The organism is Pseudanabaena minima str. Chao 2107, from assembly GCF_051131155.1.
GTDB lineage: Bacteria > Cyanobacteriota > Cyanobacteriia > Pseudanabaenales > Pseudanabaenaceae > Pseudanabaena > Pseudanabaena minima.
This window is the reverse complement of the sequence record NZ_CP159508.1, coordinates 4,413,309-4,433,032: the sequence shown is the minus strand read 5'-3', so window position 1 is coordinate 4,433,032 and position 19,724 is coordinate 4,413,309. Positions and strand designations below refer to the sequence as shown.

Below are 19,724 nucleotides of genomic sequence, written 5' to 3'. Positions count from 1 at the left end.
AACATTTTTAGACTTCAGGAGCTAGGCTTTTGGCAAATCAGGAAATGCTTCAGCAACAGCCGCATAAACAATTTGACCATTCTGGATATTTACGCCTTTTGCCAAAGTGCGATCGCGTTTAATGGCTGCCAAACCAAAATCCGCTAAAGCACAAGTATAGGGAAGCGTGGCATTGACCAAGGCTTGCGTGGCAGTCCAAGGTACAGCCCCCGGCATATTCGGAACGCCATAATGCAAGACTCCTTCCTCTTCGTAGACAGGAGATGTATGGGATGTCGTTCTTACGGTTTCAATACAACCACCCTGATCGACCGCCACATCGACAATTACAGAATGCGATCGCATTTTTTGGACAAGTTCACGTTTTACCAAGGTCGGTGCGCGTTTCCCAGTGATTAACACTGCACCGATGACAAGATCCGCCGAGATCACAGCTTCAGAAATGTTGCTAGCCGCACTGTACAGCAACTGCACCCGTGAACCAAAGAGAGACTCCAATTCACCAAGACGATTGAGATTAACATCTAAAATCGTTACCCTTGCCCCCAAACCGATCGCCATTCTTGCGGCTTCAGTGCCAACTACACCGCCCCCCAGCACCACCACATGCCCTGATCTCACCCCAGGAATACCACCTAGTAACACACCACTACCGCCCTGCTGCTTGGTCAGATAATGCGCTCCAAACTGTACTGATAAGCGACCAGCGATGATGCTCATCGGCACTAGTAAAGGCAATTGACCATTATCTAATTGCACTGTTTCGTAAGCGATACAGGTTGCGCCCGACTTGATTAATGCTTCTGTTAGTAGGCGATCGGCGGCGAGATGCAGATAAGTAAATAAAATTAGTTCTTTGTGGAGCAATGCATATTCACTAGGCAAAGGTTCCTTAACCTTAACCACCATTTCTTGGGCATAAACTTCCTGTGGAGTTGCGACAATTGTTGCCCCTGCTTGAATATATTCTTCATCACTAAACCCAGAACCAACCCCAGCATTTGTTTCTACAAAAACTTGGTGCGATCGCGCAGTTAATGTCGCTACTCCCGCAGGTGTCATTCCCACCCGAAATTCACGATCTTTGATTTCACTCGGTACGCCGATCTTCACGGTTATTTCTCCTGAGAATTCAAGCCTATTATCCTATGCATTCTGGCGATCTCCATTAAAATCACCATGAATAAAAAAGCGGCAGTACTTTGTACCACCGCCATGTTTTACAGCAATTATCAATCCAACGAACCACAAGCAATTTTTCAAAAGGTTTGATTCGCAACTCTTTTCAAAGATTGCTTGGTTTGAATTTGGACGCAAATCGCTGTAGTTTTTATGTCTTAACTGTAGTCGGTATTGTCGTTAAATTTCCTTGAAGGTATCCTTTAAAACTGTTCGAGCCGCTAATTGACTTCTAGTAGAAGATAAAATCTCAGCCTCACGTCGCAAACGAGCGGCTGTATCACAAGTTTCAAGTAAAGACTGCTGTTCTAAACTTGCCCCCTGAAAATTACTGGCTACCCAATAGGACAATTCGATCGGACTACGCGGAATCTTCGGTAACTCTATTTCTTGATCAGTGAGCTTTTGCGATAGGCGGATCACATCATTGAGCAGCTCACGTACTTCTGTCGCTAATAAAAATGGTGCGTCGCTACTAGGCTCATCTTCAATCCATTCCACTAAGCCTACTCGATAGGGAGTTTCGCGCACATATTCCAACACTCGAAAGCGCTGCTGTCCCATAGTCAAAAGCTTGAAGCGATCATCTGGCAAGCGATGATACTGCACGATTTGAGCAACACAACCAATATTTGCGGGTTTGCCCGTCTCCGAGTCCCACATTAATACCCCAAACATACGATCGCTTTCCAGCACAGTATTGATCATCATGCGATAGCGATACTCAAAAATATGAAGCGGTAGTGACTGTCCCGGAAATAGTACCAACTCAGGTAAAGGGAACAGCGGCAATTCACGAACTGAAATCGATGATGAAGTCATTGTTGCTAAACTTGGCACTAGTTAAGACGTTCCATCTAGTTTAGCTTGTTAAAGCAAGAAATTGAAAAGAGGTATGCCTCACTCATTCTGTCGCAGGCTATAACTAAAGATAGACCAAAAGATAAGTGGCAGCGCAAAGCGCTGCCACTTATCTTTTAAGAAAGACTTACATTGCTATAGCTGTCTGATTACGTCCTTTTTGTTTAGCACGATACAGAGCTTGATCTGCTTGATTAATTAAATCTTTTGGTGATTTTTCTAGGCTAGGAACTAAGGCTGCCAGTCCTAAACTAATCGTAACCACACTACTAACATCAGAAGTTTGATGGGCAATACCTAAAGATTGAACAGATTTATGTAATCGCTCAGCGACAGCGATCGCCCCTTCTAAATCTGTATTCGGTAAAATAATCACAAATTCTTCACCACCATAACGAGCCACCAAATCGGTTGAACGAGAAACTGCCACTTGAGCCGCTTGAGCCAGTTTTACCAAACATTCGTCACCAAGTTGATGTCCATAAGCATCGTTATAGCGCTTGAAATAATCAACATCAAACAATAGTAGAGAGATTGGCTGCTTTTCTCGGCACAACCTGAGCCATTCTTGCTCTAAGCGATCGTCAAAGCATCTACGATTAGCAATGTGGGTTAATCCATCAATATTTACGAGTTTCTCTAGTTTTTGGGTCACACAACGTAACTCTTCATACAACTTTCGCAGTTCTAACTCCGCTTGTTTTTGGGCAAGGATTGCGGTTTCAGCAACTTTCTTTGCTTTTAAAATTTCATTCTCATAATGGATACGCTGACTAATAGGAATCAAAATACAATTGCTGACAAAAGTTTCCTCATGCCGTTGACGGACTGCATTGATCAGCATCGGAATATCTTTGCCCTGTTTAGTTTGCAATGCAAAATAAATATCTTCAGCTTTATTATGCAGCTTTAAAAGGGGAGAAAAATGAGTTTGGTAAAAAATTCGACTGCCAATTGGCAATATTAATTCTATCTTTTTCCCATGTAATTCATCAATTTGATATCCGAGCATTTCTAGCAGAGTGATATTTATCATCAAAATCTTACTATCATCGGTAAAAGATAAGAATCCACATGGTGCTCTATTTAAGATGCTGTCGATCTCGTAATTCACAAAATTTTTCTTATTTCAAGCGATTATGCTAATTATAAAACTTGGCTTTATAATTAGAGTCACTACATTTCAAACAAATGAAAAATGTCATTTGCATAAAAAATTGCATTCTATAATACGTCAAAAATCAAAAAGAAAATTATCTTAATATAGTCTCAATTACTTACTGAAAAAGGATTAGAGATATTTTCTAAACTGCGATCGCCAGATATTCTTTAAGTAAATTTATGGTTTCTTGGGGATGACTCATATGAGGGCAATGTCCTGTAGCCTGCATAACTTTTAGAATGCTTTTAGGTAGATATTGATGTAAATAATGTCCTATTTCCACAGGGACAAATGCATCATCTGTGCATTGTAGAATCAATGAAGGTACTGTAGCTTTAGCTAAGTTATGACGATTATCAGAATAGAGAGTAATTTCAGCGAAGTGAGTTGCAATCGTGGGATCATTTGACTGAAAACTCTCTTCTAATTCACGAGTTAACTCTGGTTGATCCTCATTTCTCATAACAATAGGAGCTAAAAAATTTGCCCAACCAATATAATTTTTTTCCATAATATCTAGTAAGCCTGCAATATCTTGTTCCTCAAAACCACCCATATAATCAGGTTTGTTTATATAACAGGGGGAAGAACCGATCAGAATTAGTCGTTGGAATAGATAGGATGCTTGAAGTGAAGCTAAAATACCAATCATGCCACTAATGGAATGCGCGACCAGAATTACGTTACTTAAGGATAAAGATTCACAAATATCGAGTATGTCTTGGGCATAACCTTTAAGGTCACTGTAGCGATCGACTTCGTAGGCTTTAACATCTGACTGCCCTGATCCAACGTAGTCAAACAAGATGATTTGATAGTCTTCAGAAAATGCAGGAGTTAAAAAACGCCACATTTTTTGGTCGCAGCCAAAACCATTAGCAAAAATTATTGGCTGTTTACCTTTTCCAGAAATATGCACATTGTTACGGATGAGAACGCTCTGGCTCATTTAAACATCCAGATAAGCATTAGTAATTAGATATTCTAAAATAGAGAAGTGTGCAAAGCATCTTTCTCTATTTATCTACAGCACTTCTGATGATAAAAATCAGTTTTTTGCAAGCCTGCCGTTGGCAAGCTTGCAAAAAACTGATTTTCCAATGCTAACATCAGCTCGACGAAGAAGAAAAATGGTAAAAATCGCCAAGCGATTTTTACCATTTTTCTTCTTTTGCGTTGTGCGAAGCACGCTACAAATGGCTATATCAAACTCACGTTAATCTATCTAAAATTCTCTAGGGTTTTCTTCATCACGGACATGAAAGCGAAATCTTGCTTGCTGAATACATGGACGCATCTGCTCGTATAGCTCTCTAACATCTATTGGTAAGCGCTCCAGCAGTATTTTAGGAGCAGAGATATCACGGGTAAGCAAAAGCATATTTCCAGTACTCATAATGCGCTGATTTAGCGGCTTCTCTAACTGGATATCATCAACTTGATAAATTTCTAGAGTCTCGATATCTTTTGAGAAAACTCCCCGTTCTATAACAATTCGTTGTGATGTAATTAGATATTGAGTATTGATCGACTGTAACCAATACCAGAGCGCACCAATACCTAATGTAAAAATCGAAACCAGCAATCTTGTCACACTCCCAATAACCGCAGGATGACCTTTAAAGAGAATGCGCTCATCGGGTAGAGGTACTTTTGTCATAGAAAAATTTGCCAGTTAGTTGCTAATTTTATGATATTTTACAGTGCCTTGAGCCTGATCAAACTCAAAAAGAAAAGGCGGCGCTAAGCGCCGCCTCAAAAAAGTTAAAAGCCAAAAGCTAAAAACTATCTAACTATCTATTTTTCTGTGCCCATACACGAATTGGCATACCCCAGACATAAATGAAGCCTTCAGCTGCTTTGTGATCAAACTGGTCAGCACTGGTATAAGTTGCCAAGTCTTCATCATAGAGTGAGTTCACAGATTGACGACCGACAATGATCGCGCTGCCTTTATGGAACTTGACGCGGACGGTTCCAGATACACGCTCTTGACTGCTATCGATGAAAGCATCAAGGGCGGATTTGAGAGGGCTATACCACAGTCCGTTGTAAATCATCTTGCCGTAAGTATCCTCGATGCCACGCTTGTATTGAGCGAGATCAGAGGGTAAAGCGAGGCTTTCAAGATCGCGGTGAGCATGGATCAAAACCAACATTGCAGGGGCTTCGTAGATTTCACGAGACTTGATCCCCACTAATCGGTTCTCAACCATGTCAATGCGCCCATATCCATTGTTACCCGCGATCGCATTAAGCGCAGTAATCAATTCCACAGGCTCAAGAGCCTTACCATCAAGCGCTACAGGAATCCCTTTCTCGAAACCAATTTCAGTATAGGTTGGCTCGTCAGGGGTATCAGCGATCGCCTTGGTCATCGCATAAATTTCTTCAGGTGGCTCATTCCATGCATTTTCGAGAGGACCCGCTTCGATGCTACGACCGAGCAAGTTGCGATCAATACTGAAAGGTGAAGATTTCTTCACTGGTGAAGCAATCCCAAATCTTTCACCATAGGCGATCGTTTCCTCACGGCTCATCCCCCACTCACGGGCAGGAGCGAGCACTTTAATATCGGGATTAAGTGCAGTGATCGATACGTCAAACCTCACTTGGTCATTGCCTTTACCAGTGCATCCATGGGCTACAGCATCAGCACCATATTCTTCGGCTGCTTCTACCAAAATCTTGGCAATGAGAGGACGCGCTAGAGCTGTAGTTAAAGGGTAACGATTTTCATAAAGCGCATTCGCTTTAATCGATGGGAAAGCATAGTCTGTAACAAATTCTTTAGTGACATCTCTAACCAGAGAGACCGATGCTCCTGAATCGAGAGCCTTTTGCTTGATGGGATCTAACTCATCGCCTTGTCCTAGGTCTGCTGCAAGGGTAATGACTTCTTCAACACCCCATTCTTGCTTGAGATAAGGAATGCAAACAGATGTATCAACGCCGCCCGAATACGCAAGTACGACTTTTTTCGCCCGACCCATGAATCTCTCCTGAACCCATTGCTAAACCTAAAAAAGTAGCCCGGGTACTACGCCTATCTCAAGCATCCCTTAGTGCTGCTGTCTTCCGACCCTGACACGATTCGGGCGTTGCGATCGCATAGATCCGAGCCATCTATAAGATTACCACTAAGAGGGAGAGTTACGGCAATAGTTCAATGAATTGTTGGCAAATCCACACATAAGTACTTTTACAAAACAAAATTGGGGTAGGGGCAATACCCCCGTGGTTGCCCTGTCATGCTAGCAGCAAAAGATTCATCATCTGAGTTCCACATAACATCAGCAATTAATTACGTCCACCTACTTTAACGTTTGGATACTCCCTTAATCACCCCAGAATCATTGGTGCGGCGCTTTACACCACACCAATGATTCCTATTTTTTAACAGCCTGTGAAGGGATCAATTACAAAAAAAGCGGTGCTTTGCACCGCCATTTTCTTTCATGTGAAAAGGTTACGCTTAGACTGTTCTAGCTGCTGCCATAGCTCCGCGATTTGTAAATACGCTTCTTGAGATGAAATTTTGCCGCCCGTCTCTAGACCGCAAATGATACTGACACGGTGGGAAAACTCTTGCAGATTAGCATTGAACATTAAGTTCTCTGGCGTAAATGTCCCATAGTAGCGAGACTGGGGAAACATAGATTTGGTGGTGGTGGACATAATTTTCCCTCTGTAAATTACAACTGAGAGTGACTCTGAATAGTCTTTTAATATCCTGAAAAGCAATGGATTGCAGAAGCGCAAAACACATTACCTTTGTTGGAAACATATTTTGATGACTATGGGTATAAATGATTAGGTATGGTCAACTTCATTAACCCAATCTTAACCTAGATTTAATCTATTATGAATAGATACTTTGTGATAAGTTCCCCAAATATTTGTGATCTAGATCTCTACTCCCTTGTGACCAAATTTTTGTATTAGTAGGCAATATTTATAAAGTTTTAGTCAAAAGAAATCACAAAGCCCAAAGGACAAGAGTTAGAGCTTGTGTCAATTCGCCTCTTTTAGGCTTTCTGTATGTACTAACAACCCAATAGTCCTATCGCGTCACGGGATAGGACTATTGGGTTGTCTAATTATGGCTGGCTACTTAATCAAGACTGGGAAGAGAGATAAAATGCATAATGAATCTATGACAATCTATGACTATTCGTAGGTCTAGAAAATTTGATGCGTCTTAACTATGACTAACCCATCTCAAATTTAATTATGCCTGACTAAACTTAACGCTCTCTATAAAAATCATGGCAAATAATCTTAATTGATATTAGTCGATTAACAGTGCAAAGGGCTAACCATCTTGACTTCAAGGCAAAATATGACTCTATTTAAACCAGCGATCGCTCTTATGAATCGCCTGAAATATCCTCAGAAATTTTTTCTGATCAGTCTATTATTTGTGCTGCCATTAGCATTAGTAATGAATTTACTAATATCTGAACTAGATAGCCGTATAGAGTTCACGCAAAAAGAGATCTATGGCACTGCTTACCTACGCCCTCTCAATCAGTTATGGCAATATATCCCCCAAAGGCAGTTAATCTTACAACGTCAGTTTTATAAAAATTCCCAGAGTTTAAAGACACCATCCCCATCTCAGGAATTGCCAGAATTACAAAAGAAAATCGAGCAAGAATTCATCAAGCTTACGGAAGTTGATCGCCAACTTGGGCAAGGTATGCAAGCCAGTGACAGGCTCAGAGATCTCAAATTTAAGTGGCAGGGCTTACTGGATGGACAAGAGTTTTTAGGGTTTCGTAATCACGATACGCTGCTTGAAGAAATTAATCTATTCCGCAGACATGTAGTTGACTTTTCTAACCTGATTCTTGACCCAGACTTAGACACCTATTACTTAATGGATGCGATCGCCGTTAAACTACCTGAGATGCAAAAGCTACTGTACAAAATGATGTACACAGAAGCAGAAATCGTATTTAAGCAGGAAGTAACGAACGAAAAAAAGGCGAGGCTAATTTCCCTAATTAGTTTACTGGGTGATTACAACAACGAACTAGCAGCTAATCTAGAACGGGCTTTTCAAAATAATCCCCGTGGTAATCTTCGTAATGCTTTGTCTGTACATCTCCGCAATTTTGTTGTCAGCATCAGTGAGGTGAATACTTACATTAGTCAATTGGCAAGTCAAGACAATAATATTTCTGTGATTAAAAATTTTTATTATCAAGAGATGGAAAGAACTCTAGATGATAGTTTCACTCTCTGGCAGAAAGTTGTTGAGCATCTAGATGAATTGCTAGAAGCGCGTATTCAAAGATTTCAGGATCGCAAACAGTTTATTTTGACGTTTGTAGCTATAGTCATGGTTAGCATTGTCTATCTATTTGTGGGCTTTTATCTATCGGTAATGCGAACAGTCCACCAGTTAGACATTGCCTCTAAACAGATGACATCAGGGGGCGCAATTTCCATCAAGCTTGATAGTAAAGATGAATTGTCAATGGTGGTGCGATCATTTAATAGTGTAGCGATCGCCCTGAGAGAGTCCGAAGAAAAATATCGCAGTATCTTTGAGAACTCAGTCGATGGCATTTTTCAAACAACCGTCGATGGTAGATATCTTAGTGTTAATCCTGCATTGGCAAGAATTTATGGCTATGACTCAGTTGAGCAGATGTTGGAGCAAATTGTTGATGTGAAGACACAACTCTATGTCAATCGAGATCGGCGGCAACAGTTTCAATTACTGATGGATGAAAATGACACCATTACTAATTTTGAGTCACAGGTGTATAAACGCGATCACACAACCATTTGGATTAGTGAAAATGTCAGGGCTTTAAGAGATGAACATGGACAAATACTTTATTACGAAGGGACTGTCGAAGATATTAGTCAACGGAAGCTTGCAGAAATTGCACTGGATGGAGCTAACAAACAAATTCTAGCTTTGAATAATCTTCTTAAATTAGAAAATCTGCGAATGAGTAGTGAATTGGATGTAACCCGTAAACTCCAGCAGATGATCTTACCCAAAGAGCAAGAGCTAGAGTTAATTGTGGGGTTAGATATTGCAGGATTTATGGAACCTGCTGCCGAAGTGGGTGGGGATTATTATGATGTATTACAGCAAAATGGGCGGATTAAAATTGGGATTGGCGACGTAACAGGACATGGACTAGAAAGTGGAATGTTAATGATCATGGTACAGACTGCGGTACGCACCTTATTACAGAGCGAAGAAAATGATCCTGTACGCTTTCTCGATATTCTTAACCGCACAATTTATGGCAATGTGCAGAGAATGTCATCTGACAAAAACTTGACATTATCGTTGATTGACTACGAACAGGGGAAATTAATTTTGAGTGGTCAACATGAGGAGATGATTGTAGTACGTAAAGATGGAACTCTAGAACGATTTGATACGATTGACCTCGGATTTCCGATTGGATTAGAAGAAGAGATTTTTAGTTTTTTGGATCAAAAACATATTCATTTACATGTGGGCGATGTCGTTGTCCTGTACACAGATGGGATCACCGAGGCTGAAGATGAAGAACGAAAACTCTATGGTGTAGATCGTCTATGTAAAGTAGTTTGCCAAAATGTTGATGCTTCAGCACTGGAGATTCGTCAGGCAGTTATTAATGACTTGCGATCGCACATTGGCAATCAAAAAGTTTACGACGACATTACATTGCTAGTTCTCAAACAAAGATAGCCATCATAGGCGGTGCGATACACCGCCTATGATATTTTCTCTTCACAGACCCAACGCCACAACGGATGACTTTTTCCTTTTTCCTTAATCTTTTTTACTTGATCAACTAGCGATCTCTTCTCGCGTTGATTAACTCCCCACAAAATTATCGAACTCTGCCAAACTAAAGTTGCTAGAGTCATCGCCACACATATGCCCAAACCCATCATCGGCAAACGATTGTAAGCTAAGGTAATGCGCACAGCCGCCCATGTAAAAGCTGCAATCCATAACTCAATATCCGATCGCAAAGCCCAAATACTTGCAGTCCCGACAGTGAGCCAGAGAAAAATATCAAACACCCATCGCAAATAGGTTTGTACTTCGATTAGACGTTGGACTTGACGCTCTAGCAACGGATCTATCAATACCTCAGAGCTAGATTCTGCCAGAGAATCACTATTATCAGAATTCATATATCTGCATTCAAAACATCGTCAACTGTAAATTCGTACCTTTTCTCAGTACCATCGTCATAGGTTAGATATTCGTCAAATGTCAGCTTACGACTTGTAGTTATAGTCATAGTTTTATCCCAAAGACTTACTCACATAATAGCTCTAATGATAAAGGCGGTGCTTCGCACCGCCTTTATCATTTAGTTTGATTCTAGTGGCTGTTGACTAATTTTTGGAGTCTGGCGACTACGCCACCATGCTAGAAAAATACTGGCATTGAAAATGCTGGAATAAACTCCAGATAAAAATCCAATAATCAAAGCTAGAGAGAAAAATCTCAGGGTAGCCCCACCAAATAAGAAGATAGCAATCAAAGGCAACGTAGAAGTTAGGGTAGTATTCACCGATCGCCCTAAAGTTTGATTAATCGAAGCATTGACTAGATCATTGAACTTAGTTGCACCTGCATCGAGTTTTACATTTTCGCGGATGCGATCGTAAATTACTACAGTGTCATTAACTGAGAACCCACAAATAGTTAACAATGCCACAATAAATAAGCTGTCGATTTCCACACCTAGCGTCAGCCCAAAGATCGAAAACATACCTGCGGTGACCAAAACATCATGAAGCAGCGCAATGAGCGCGAAACTGGCATAATCAGATTGGAAACGAAATGTTAGGTAAATTCCAATACCCGCGAAGGAGAGAGCCAAAGCTAACAATCCATTATTCAGAGCTTGCTGACCGATCGCTGGACCAACTTCGTCAATCTGTGATTTTTTAGGATCAACCTCACCATATTGTTTCAGAGACTCAGTCATAGATAACAGCAACTTGTCACGCTGTTCTATTGATAGTCTCGCCGTTCGTACTGATACACCTTGAAGATCTTTGCCTTCAACCGATTGGATCACACTGTTAGCAAAGCCTTTACTCTCGATCGCTTGACGCACTACGGCAATATCTATTTTCTTACTGCAAGTATTGGGCGCACCACAAGCTAAGCCAAGGGTAATGCTCGAACCACCTGTAAAGTCGATTCCCAATCTTAAAGGTGAGCCTAGCTGCTGAAAAGAAATCACCATTGCCACTAGCCCTGCCAAAATTACAGCCGAGGAAATGGAAACATAGAGGCGAGCATTCTTAATTACGTCTAATCTCATAACACCGCACCTGTAGTATTGTCGTTTTTCTTGTCGCTTGCTCTCTCTTCGGCGATCGCATCTAGATCAGCAGTTGTGGAGATTTTGCCAAAAGCTTTCATGCCATAGTATTCAGGCTTACGGAAATTGGGATTGCTAATCATGGCGAGCATTAGCGATCGGCTTAAAGTAACTGCGGTAAACATACTAGTCAGCACGCCAACCCCAAGAGTTACCGCAAAACCCTTCACAAATCCCGAACCCAACCAAAACAAAGTTCCACAAGCAATCAAAGTGGTCACATTACTATCAAGAATGCTTGACCAAGCGCGATAAAAACCTGCTTCAACGGATTTATAGAGTGTGCGTCCTGCTTTGAGTTCTTCTTTAGTCCGCTCAAAAATTAGTACGTTCGCATCTACTGCCATACCAATACTAAGAATAAAACCTGCGATGCCTGGTAAGGTCAGCACTACACCCAACAGGCTAAATAATGCAAACGTAATCACCGCATAGGTAATTAGTGCAATATCAGCAACTACACCCAAAATGCGGTAATAAACCACCATAAATATCAAAACCAGCAACAGCCCTGCAACTCCTGCATAAATACTGCTGAGAATACTATCCGCACCCAAGGTTGCGCCAACTGTGCGATTTTCCACAATTTCTACAGGCACTGGCAAGGCTCCTGCGCGTAATTGTAGTGCAAGTTCATTGGCGGTATCTAATGTGAAGTTGCCTGTTATGACTGCTCGACCGCCTGTAATACCTTTGCCTTGAAATTCAGGACCAACGGATGGAGAGCTGATTAATTTATCGTCTAGGAAAATTCCTAAGACACGACCAGTGCCACCGATTTCACTGGTGGTTTTCGCAAATAAATCACCGCCTTTATCATCAAAGGTCAGGGCTACTTGCCAAGAATCGGGACCATTACCTGTTGGTGCGGCAACGGCATCTTTGAGCATATTGCCTGTTAAGCCTGTCCGTTCAAAGATGCCTTTTAAGTCTTCAACGCTTTTTTTATAGGCTTCTTCGTTTTCAGCGATCGCCTTTTGATCGTTAGAGTTTTTCAGGATTTCACGCTGAATTGTCGCCGCCTGCTGGATTTGCAATCTTGCCCTTAACTCACTTTCCGTACCTTTCTTTTGCTTACGAAAATCAAGTTGAGCCGTTGTACCAATAACGCGCTCGGCTTGAGCAGGATTGTTCACCCCTGGAAGTTGCACCACCAGTTGATTATTACCTGATAGCAAAATCGTTGCTTCAGAAACTCCTAAGCCGTTAATGCGCTGTTCTACCACAAATTTGGCAGTTTCCATGATGCGCGGTGTAATTTCATTAATCCCCTGTTCAGGATTAATTTTGGCTTGGAGTGTAAGCTGTGCACCACCTCGTAAATCCAAACCTAGCTTCGGTGGATTGCTGATGATTAGATACACAGCCCCTATTAAAATTGCCATTACAAAGGCAAGCAGGCGGCTTTGTTTACCCATATTTTTTTGGAGCTTTTTATATAGCTTTTCTGTATAGCTGTTTGAGCTTTACTTAGAGCCAGATTAAACAGAGGATATTTTGAGACATCTGTCATCATACCCCACGAATAGCAGCCCTGAATTGGTTATATAGCAGTCAAAACTATTGCGGCGCGAAGCGCCGCAATAGTTTTGACTGCTATAAATTTTCTGGCTACCTCTGTAGAAGCTAAGCTTTGCACAACTTTTATAGCTACATTCACTTGTCTTCGGACAAATCAAATCCCAAGAACTGATTGGCAGTGCTCCGCACCGCCAATCAGTTCTTGGGATTAAAGCTATCTAACAAAAATAGCTAAAAAGAATGTGTTTCGACAACTTCAAAAGAGATGGGCAATGCCCCCGATCGCAACTGTAAAGCAATTTCAGTCACCATATCCTTAGTAAATTGCCCCGCAATAACAGCACGCCCGCCTGTGATACCTTTGCCTTGATATTCGGCTCCAACTATCGGTGAGCTAATTAATTCATCATCCAGAAAAATGCCTATAGCCCGACCTGTTCCCGCAATTTCGCGAGTAGTATTGGTAAATAAATCAGTACCTTTATCATTAAATGTCAGCACGATTTGCCAAGTACTAGAACCTTTGAATAGCGGTTCAGCATAGGCATCCTTGATCATATCGCCACTTAAGACTGGGCTTTCAAAGATGTCCCTAAGAGCTTGAGTACTCTTTCTAAGGGCTGCCTGATTTGCCGCGATCGCCATTTGATCGCCAGAATATTTGAGAACTTCACGCTGAGCCAGGACTTCCTGCCGAACCTGAAATCTTGCTCTTAACTCATTTTCTGTCCCTTTTTTCTGCTTACGAAAATCAAGCTTACCAGTTGTCCCAATCACTCGCTTCGCTTGGGTAGGATCTTTTGTGCTTGGTAATTTCACCACCAATTGGTTGTTACCAACGATCTCAACAGATGCCCCAGAAATTCCTAAACCATTAACGCGCTTCTCGAAAATGAGTCTGGCTCTTTCCATCATTTGCGGAGTGATTTTTGTTATGCCTTTTTTGGGGATTTTTGCTCGTAATGTAATCTTTACAGCATTTTGCTGGCTTAAGCTCGGTTTTAGCGGCTGACTGACTGATGGTGAAATACAAGCTCCTAAGCTAGCTGTCAACACAAAAGCAAATAACTGTTTTCGACTGTTCATGTTTTTTGAACTAAATTCAACGCAATTGATAAAGATGATGATTTATAGCTGTTGCTACTAGGTTATGACATATAGCAATCCTAAATGGTTTGTGGAAGTACACCCCGAAGGGGTGTCCTTCCACAAACCAAAAAAATCCACAAATGATATAGGACTGCTATATCAAAACTAAAAAGATTAAAGGGGCGATGCTCAGTCATTAAAATTTCTCGTTTTTTGTCATGGGACTTGGTGATGTAGTCTCAATTTCGAGGGTTCGCTAATTAATTTAGCCTATGTCTTTAGACAGAAATTTTGAGGTGAATCTCAAAGTACTGTGATTAAAAAGATCGTCAATCATCAGAAGTAACGCTTTTAGTAAGTAATTTATAGAGCTTTTTAAAGGTTAGTAAGCTCTTTACCATTAGTTGCGCAAAGCTTTGTAATACAGCCTACGCAAATTGTTGCGGGTAAAAGGTAAACTATACCAAAGCTGAAATTTAGGTTGGATTTGTGAGATCTCGGATCGAGCGAGTCTTTTCCGAAGACTGGCTAAATTATTATATCGATCTCTTTTTTGGAGCGAACTGACTGTGACTATTTACGTTGGAAATTTGTCTTATCAAGCTGCTAAAGACGACTTAACAAGCGTCTTTTCAGACTACGGCACTGTAAAGCGTGTGCAATTGCCCACCGACCAAGAAACAGGTCGGGTTCGGGGCTTCGCCTTCGTGGACATGGAGGACGATGCTCAGGAAGAAGCGGCGATCGCGGCGCTAAACGAAGCTGAATGGATGGGACGAACCCTTCGCGTTAATAAGGCTAAGCCTCGTGCTGAGCGTAGTAACGATCGCCCTAGAGGTCGTGGTTACGCCTAAGCCTAAATTAATTGCAAAAATAGCAAATTACAAACATTGGTATCAGAGATGAAAACAGTTTCTATGTGGGTGGCGAAGCTGCCCGCACAGAAACTGCTAGGCTCTAGTCAATGTTTGTAATTTGTGGTGCAGATAATTATGAGTAAATATCTCCACGCATTAAAACTATTCTGGTCAACGGCGATCGCTGCCGAACTTGAATATCGGATTAACTTTGCGATCGCGGCTCTGAGCAGTATTGGCAATTTGGCAGGCAGTTTGTTTGGGCTGTTTTTGTTTTATCGCACTGGTTATACTTTTGCAGGGTGGCGATGGGAAGAAGCAATCATTGTGCTGGGAATATTCACAATCTTAGAAGGATTTTCGAGTACTTTTCTTGCGCCGAACTTAAGCAAAATTGTTGATCATGTTCAGAGTGGCACATTAGATTTTGTACTTTTAAAACCAATTAGCAGTCAGTTCTGGCTGTCGGCAAGAGCCATATCCCCTTGGGGATTCCCGAATTTAATCTTTGGCTGTAGCATCTTGCTCTATGCAGGCAACAAACTGGGGTTAAGTCTAGGCAATTATCTTTTAGGCTTACTTCCCCTAACTTTTGGGTGCATTAGTCTCTACAGTATTTGGTTCATCCTCGGCGCTACTAGCATCTGGTTTGTAAAAATTTATAACGTTACCGAAGTTTTACGCGGCTTAATGGAGGCAGGTCGATATCCGATGGCAGCCTATCCCGCATCCTATAGATTCTTTTTTACTTTTGTTGTGCCGATCGCCTTTTTGACCACTGTTCCCGCCGAAACCCTTTTAGGGCGAGGAGAACCAATATGGATCATGGGTTCTATGTTTTTAGCGATCGGCTTACTCTTTATTTCAAATCGTTTTTGGCGCTTTGCTCTGCGTTTTTACACTAGCGCCTCTAGCTAGCTAGAGGCGCTAGCTTTGAGAGCCTTCGGGTTTTAATTTATCAAGCTTTTGATATGCTAATTAACACTGACTGCAAATTTATAAAGAACTATGCCTAGATCGCAACGTAATGACAACTTCGTCGATCAAACCTTTACCGTTATTGCCGACACGATTTTAAAACTCTTTCCTGCTAGTCAGAAAGAAAAAGAAGCATTTGCTTACTACCGTGATGGGATGTCGGCTCAAGGTGATGGCGAATATGCCGAAGCATTAGCTAACTATGAAGAAGCTCTCAAGCTTGAAGAAAACTCCTACGATCGCAGCTATGTGTATTACAACATGGGCTTGATTCATGCGAGTAACGGCGATCATGACAAGGCTCTGGAATATTATGAACAGGCGATCGACCTCAATCCTCGAATGCCCCAAGCACTCAACAACGTAGCCGTGATTTATCACCACAAAGGCGAAAATGCTCAAGACGAAGAACAAGCAGAGAAATATTTCAACACTGCTGCTGACCATTGGGTAAGAGCGATCCGCCTTGCCCCCAACAACTACATCGAAGCTCAAAACTGGCTAAAAACTACTGGTAGAGCCGATATTAACTTGTTTTTCTAGAGTTATTCCCTTCCTATCCAAAGAATAGGTATTATAAAGCGAATAATTAGTGATATATAACATTCCTACATATCACTAAATTATTCATGTAAAAGACAGTCACAAAAGATTTGCATAGTTCTTTTATCAAAATCTTAAGACAATGGGCTTGAGCCCATTGTCTGGATGATATTCCCCATAATATATATAGAAATCATGATCGATAGAGAACAAGTTCGTCACGTTGCCCATTTAGGACGTTTGCAATTAACTGAAGCTGAAGAAATTTCTTTTACTAAGCAACTAGATAGCATTTTGGACTATTTCCAACAGCTAAATGAACTCGATCCTTTGCTAGAAGGGGTAGAACCTACAACTAGAGCTGTTAATACGGTCAATATTACCCGTCCTGATATATTAAAACCCTTTGAAGATCGTGAGACATTACTCAACTGCGCTCCCGATCGCGAAGAAGACTTTTTCCGCGTACCGCAGATTATGGGTTAAACAAGCCTTGCGATCGCACCGATGATTTCAGACAGGAAATATTAACACCATACAAATATGGATACTTCAGGAAATCTCGACTCATCTTCATCTAGTTTCAACATATTGTTAGCCGAAGATAACCCTGTCAATCAGAAAGTTGCTAAACGGGTACTAACTCACTTGGGTTACCAAGCGGATGTAGTTAATAACGGTGAGGAAGCAATTAGGGCGATCGCAGATAAATCCTACGATCTGATCTTGATGGATATTCAAATGCCTGAAATGGACGGATTAGAGGCAACTAAGTATATTCGTAAGCAGGAATCAGAACGTCAACTCCCTCCAGTAGCGATCGTGGCGATGACCGCAAATGCTACCGATGATGATCAACATCTCTGTCGTGATGCAGGGATGAGTGGCTACATCAGCAAACCAATTCAAATCGAAAAGCTCAAAAGCCTTTTGCAGCAATACGAGTCATTAAAAACACAAAAATAAAGCCTGTGCAAAGCACAGACTCTATTTATCTAAAAAAGGTAGCATTTCACGCAACCTTTTTTAGTGATTAAGCAACTTCTGATTCTGCAACTTCTACAGCTACAGGCGCATAAACGCTAATTTTCTTGCGAGTTTTGCCAAAACGCTCAAAAGTCACAACACCGTCAACGGTTGCGTACAATGTGTCATCGCTACCACGACCAACGTTGTTACCTGGGTGAAACTTAGTACCGCGCTGACGGACTAGGATGCTACCAGCCTTAACAACTTGACCACCGTAACGCTTTACACCGAGGCGCTTAGCATTAGAGTCACGACCGTTTCTTGTACTACCTGTACCCTTCTTATGTGCCATTTGTTTTGTATCCTCTTAATAATTAAAAGATGCACAAACGAACGGAGACAAGCTCAGTTCATTTATGTTTAAGCTGCCTTACCGCTAAGATTGATTGCCTCAACCATAATCCGAGTCAACGGCTGACGGTGACCATTTTTTCTGCGGGTTTTCTTTTTAGGACGCATTTTGTAAACGATTACTTTTTTCGCCTTGTGATGGCGCATTACGGTAACTTCTACGCTAGCGCTATCAACGATGGGCTGACCAATGGAAATATCGCCATCCATATTGACAAACAAAACTTTATCAATGGTCAATTTACTGTCTTCTTCGGCTTCTAGTAGCTCAACGTCATAAAATCTGCCGACTTCGACGCGATATTGCTTACCGCCTGTTTCAATGATTGCGTAACTCATGGTTTTTAAGTATTCAGTAGATGCCGTACAGGTATTGGGAAATTAGTTGGAACTAGTTTCACCAATTTTCTAAATAACCCGATCCGAGCATGAAAGATCGTGCGATCTATAACTATACATGAAAGAACCAAATAAATTTTCGCTGAGGGAAAATTTATTTGGTTCTGAGAAGGGACACCAAGTGTCCCTTCTTAGATTTTTGGGTTTTATTTGAGCCAGCCAAAGCCTATAGCGGTGAGTAATAAAGCTCCAAAAATCAAGCGATAGCCTACAAACACCCAAGTCGTATGGGTTTGAAAAAACTTCAGCAGCCATGCGATCGCTAAGTATGAAAAAATTACCGATGAGAATAGCCCGATCGCCAGTTGTCCTACACCAATATCACCAAAACCTTTTTTGACAATACTAATGAATTCGACTACTCCGCCAATCGTAATTGCAGGAATACCCAACAAAAACGAAAATCGCGTTGCGGCAACCCGATCTAATCCCAAAAACAAACCTGCGGTTAAGGTTGAACCAGATCGCGATACCCCAGGAATAATTGCCATAGCCTGAGCTAAACCCATTAAAATCCCATCAATTACCCGCACTCTTTGAAAATGACGCTTTTCTTTAGTTGCGCGTTGCCCAAAAATTTCCGCGAGAGCCAGTAAACTCGACATCACAATTGAGGCGATCGCGATCGCCGTCAAACTCCGCAAAGGCGATTTGTCATAATCTGGGACAAAAATTTTAATCAGCAATCCGACTAGTAATATTGGCAATGTCCCTAAGGCGATCGCCACAGCTAATTTAAAATCTTGGGACTTATAATTTTGTGATCGTATAGCCCTAATACTACCTAGCGTAATATGGCTGAGATCTTTCCAGAAATAGCCAACAACCGCTGCGATACTACCAAGCTGAATCACTGCGTCAAAGGAGATACCAGCATCTTTCCATCCAAAAATTGCAGGAACTACCTTCAGATGTGCTGTACTGCTAATCGGTAGAAACTCAGTCAGTCCCTGCACAATCCCCAAAATAAAAGCTTGCCAATATTCCATAAAAACTCAAATTGAGACAAACGACATATATCACAAACTAGTACAGCGAGCATCACTAAAAACCCAGAAAAAGTAGAACAGGCGCTTTGCTCCTGTTCTACTTTTTCTGGGTTTTTAATTCTCAGATTTACTGTCATAATAATCACTAAAATCAATTTCTATTTAATCGGTATAAACATATGGATTTAAGAGTATTAGTCGTATTAGGACCTATTGCCTTAGTTGTTGCTTGGGCAGCTTTTAACCTCGGAAAAGCTGTTATTAAGGGTGAAGCTTCCCTATTCGGCAAGCAAGGCAACAACCCTTTTCAATAATTTCGTCGTATAACCCAAATATTAAGAGAGGACGCAATGCGTCCTCTCTTAATATTTGGGTTTATTGTTAGGTATGCACA

At 41.4% G+C, this 19,724-nt stretch carries 21 protein-coding genes and 1 other RNA gene; 7 read left to right on the top strand and 15 right to left on the bottom strand.

Features of this window, described 5'->3' with window-relative positions; translation table 11 throughout:
- Positions 1–21: 21 nt before the first annotated feature.
- The 8 genes from ald to ABM313_RS20080 all read right to left on the bottom strand — a co-directional run bounded on the left by ald (position 22) and on the right by ABM313_RS20080 (position 6,880).
- On the bottom strand, positions 22–1,113 hold the full coding sequence (ald, locus tag ABM313_RS20115; RefSeq protein WP_434684934.1) for an alanine dehydrogenase: 1,092 nt from the start codon (positions 1,111–1,113) through the stop codon (positions 22–24).
- 246 nt (positions 1,114–1,359) lie between these two features.
- Positions 1,360–2,001: an LON peptidase substrate-binding domain-containing protein gene (locus ABM313_RS20110; RefSeq protein ID WP_434684933.1), complete on the bottom strand. Its 642-nt coding sequence runs from the start codon at positions 1,999–2,001 to the stop codon at positions 1,360–1,362.
- A 166-nt stretch (positions 2,002–2,167) separates the two neighbouring features.
- The gene (locus ABM313_RS20105) at positions 2,168–3,154 is read right to left on the bottom strand and encodes a diguanylate cyclase domain-containing protein (protein WP_434684932.1); all 987 of its coding nucleotides are present in this window, start codon (positions 3,152–3,154) and stop codon (positions 2,168–2,170) included.
- Between the two features lie 190 nt (positions 3,155–3,344).
- Complete coding sequence (locus ABM313_RS20100) at positions 3,345–4,151, bottom strand: alpha/beta fold hydrolase (protein ID WP_434684931.1); 807 nt, start codon at positions 4,149–4,151, stop codon at positions 3,345–3,347.
- 276 nt (positions 4,152–4,427) lie between these two features.
- Entirely contained in the window at positions 4,428–4,862 is a 435-nt protein-coding gene (locus tag ABM313_RS20095) for a PH domain-containing protein (protein ID WP_434684930.1), read from the bottom strand.
- A gap of 133 nt (positions 4,863–4,995) precedes the next feature.
- Positions 4,996–6,195 carry an argininosuccinate synthase gene (locus ABM313_RS20090; protein ID WP_434684929.1) on the bottom strand — a complete coding sequence of 400 codons (1,200 nt, stop codon included), beginning with the start codon at positions 6,193–6,195 and terminating at the stop codon, positions 4,996–4,998.
- 34 nt (positions 6,196–6,229) lie between these two features.
- An RNA gene (gene ffs, locus ABM313_RS20085) (signal recognition particle sRNA small type) lies at positions 6,230–6,326 on the bottom strand.
- 332 nt (positions 6,327–6,658) lie between these two features.
- Positions 6,659–6,880, bottom strand: coding sequence for a DUF7219 family protein (locus ABM313_RS20080; RefSeq protein WP_434684928.1), 222 nt, complete (start codon positions 6,878–6,880; stop codon positions 6,659–6,661).
- A gap of 664 nt (positions 6,881–7,544) precedes the next feature.
- Here ABM313_RS20080 and ABM313_RS20075 point away from each other — a divergent pair.
- Entirely contained in the window at positions 7,545–9,911 is a 2,367-nt protein-coding gene (locus ABM313_RS20075) for a SpoIIE family protein phosphatase (protein ID WP_434684927.1), read from the top strand.
- Positions 9,912–9,937: 26 nt separating this feature from the next.
- Here the strand turns inward: ABM313_RS20075 and ABM313_RS20070 are convergent, their stop codons facing one another.
- The 4 genes from ABM313_RS20070 to ABM313_RS20055 form a co-directional block, all read right to left on the bottom strand.
- Positions 9,938–10,366, bottom strand: coding sequence for a hypothetical protein (locus ABM313_RS20070; protein WP_434684926.1), 429 nt, complete (start codon positions 10,364–10,366; stop codon positions 9,938–9,940).
- 182 nt (positions 10,367–10,548) lie between these two features.
- The gene (gene secF, locus ABM313_RS20065) at positions 10,549–11,514 is read right to left on the bottom strand and encodes a protein translocase subunit SecF (RefSeq protein ID WP_434684925.1); all 966 of its coding nucleotides are present in this window, start codon (positions 11,512–11,514) and stop codon (positions 10,549–10,551) included.
- Positions 11,511–12,992 (bottom strand): protein translocase subunit SecD, encoded by a 1,482-nt coding sequence (secD, locus tag ABM313_RS20060; RefSeq protein WP_434684924.1) that lies wholly within the window; start codon positions 12,990–12,992, stop codon positions 11,511–11,513. The genes secF and secD overlap by 4 nt, the downstream gene beginning before the upstream one ends.
- Before the next feature lie 334 nt (positions 12,993–13,326).
- Positions 13,327–14,181 carry a preprotein translocase subunit SecD gene (locus ABM313_RS20055; RefSeq protein WP_434684923.1) on the bottom strand — a complete coding sequence of 285 codons (855 nt, stop codon included), beginning with the start codon at positions 14,179–14,181 and terminating at the stop codon, positions 13,327–13,329.
- Positions 14,182–14,753: 572 nt separating this feature from the next.
- Here ABM313_RS20055 and ABM313_RS20050 point away from each other — a divergent pair.
- The 5 genes from ABM313_RS20050 to ABM313_RS20030 all read left to right on the top strand — a co-directional run bounded on the left by ABM313_RS20050 (position 14,754) and on the right by ABM313_RS20030 (position 17,528).
- Positions 14,754–15,038, top strand: coding sequence for an RNA recognition motif domain-containing protein (locus ABM313_RS20050; protein WP_094528637.1), 285 nt, complete (start codon positions 14,754–14,756; stop codon positions 15,036–15,038).
- 138 nt (positions 15,039–15,176) lie between these two features.
- Positions 15,177–15,959: an ABC transporter permease gene (locus tag ABM313_RS20045; protein ID WP_434684922.1), complete on the top strand. Its 783-nt coding sequence runs from the start codon at positions 15,177–15,179 to the stop codon at positions 15,957–15,959.
- A 90-nt stretch (positions 15,960–16,049) separates the two neighbouring features.
- Positions 16,050–16,562: a photosystem I assembly protein Ycf3 gene (locus ABM313_RS20040; protein ID WP_434684921.1), complete on the top strand. Its 513-nt coding sequence runs from the start codon at positions 16,050–16,052 to the stop codon at positions 16,560–16,562.
- A 195-nt stretch (positions 16,563–16,757) separates the two neighbouring features.
- A complete protein-coding gene (gatC, locus tag ABM313_RS20035; protein WP_094528634.1) occupies positions 16,758–17,048 on the top strand; it encodes an Asp-tRNA(Asn)/Glu-tRNA(Gln) amidotransferase subunit GatC in 291 nt (96 codons plus the stop codon).
- A 57-nt stretch (positions 17,049–17,105) separates the two neighbouring features.
- Positions 17,106–17,528, top strand: a complete 423-nt coding sequence (locus ABM313_RS20030; protein WP_434684920.1) for a response regulator — start codon at positions 17,106–17,108, stop codon at positions 17,526–17,528.
- Between the two features lie 67 nt (positions 17,529–17,595).
- Here the strand turns inward: ABM313_RS20030 and rpmA are convergent, their stop codons facing one another.
- From rpmA to ABM313_RS20015, 3 genes are all read right to left on the bottom strand, one after another.
- Positions 17,596–17,883: a 50S ribosomal protein L27 gene (rpmA, locus tag ABM313_RS20025; protein WP_434684919.1), complete on the bottom strand. Its 288-nt coding sequence runs from the start codon at positions 17,881–17,883 to the stop codon at positions 17,596–17,598.
- A gap of 68 nt (positions 17,884–17,951) precedes the next feature.
- Positions 17,952–18,281 (bottom strand): 50S ribosomal protein L21, encoded by a 330-nt coding sequence (gene rplU / locus ABM313_RS20020; protein WP_434684918.1) that lies wholly within the window; start codon positions 18,279–18,281, stop codon positions 17,952–17,954.
- A gap of 206 nt (positions 18,282–18,487) precedes the next feature.
- Positions 18,488–19,330, bottom strand: a complete 843-nt coding sequence (locus ABM313_RS20015) for an undecaprenyl-diphosphate phosphatase (RefSeq protein ID WP_434684917.1) — start codon at positions 19,328–19,330, stop codon at positions 18,488–18,490.
- A gap of 179 nt (positions 19,331–19,509) precedes the next feature.
- On the opposite strand from ABM313_RS20015, the gene ABM313_RS20010 reads away from it, so the two are divergent.
- Positions 19,510–19,644 (top strand): photosystem II protein Y, encoded by a 135-nt coding sequence (locus tag ABM313_RS20010; protein ID WP_040686893.1) that lies wholly within the window; start codon positions 19,510–19,512, stop codon positions 19,642–19,644.
- Positions 19,645–19,724 lie beyond the last annotated feature (80 nt).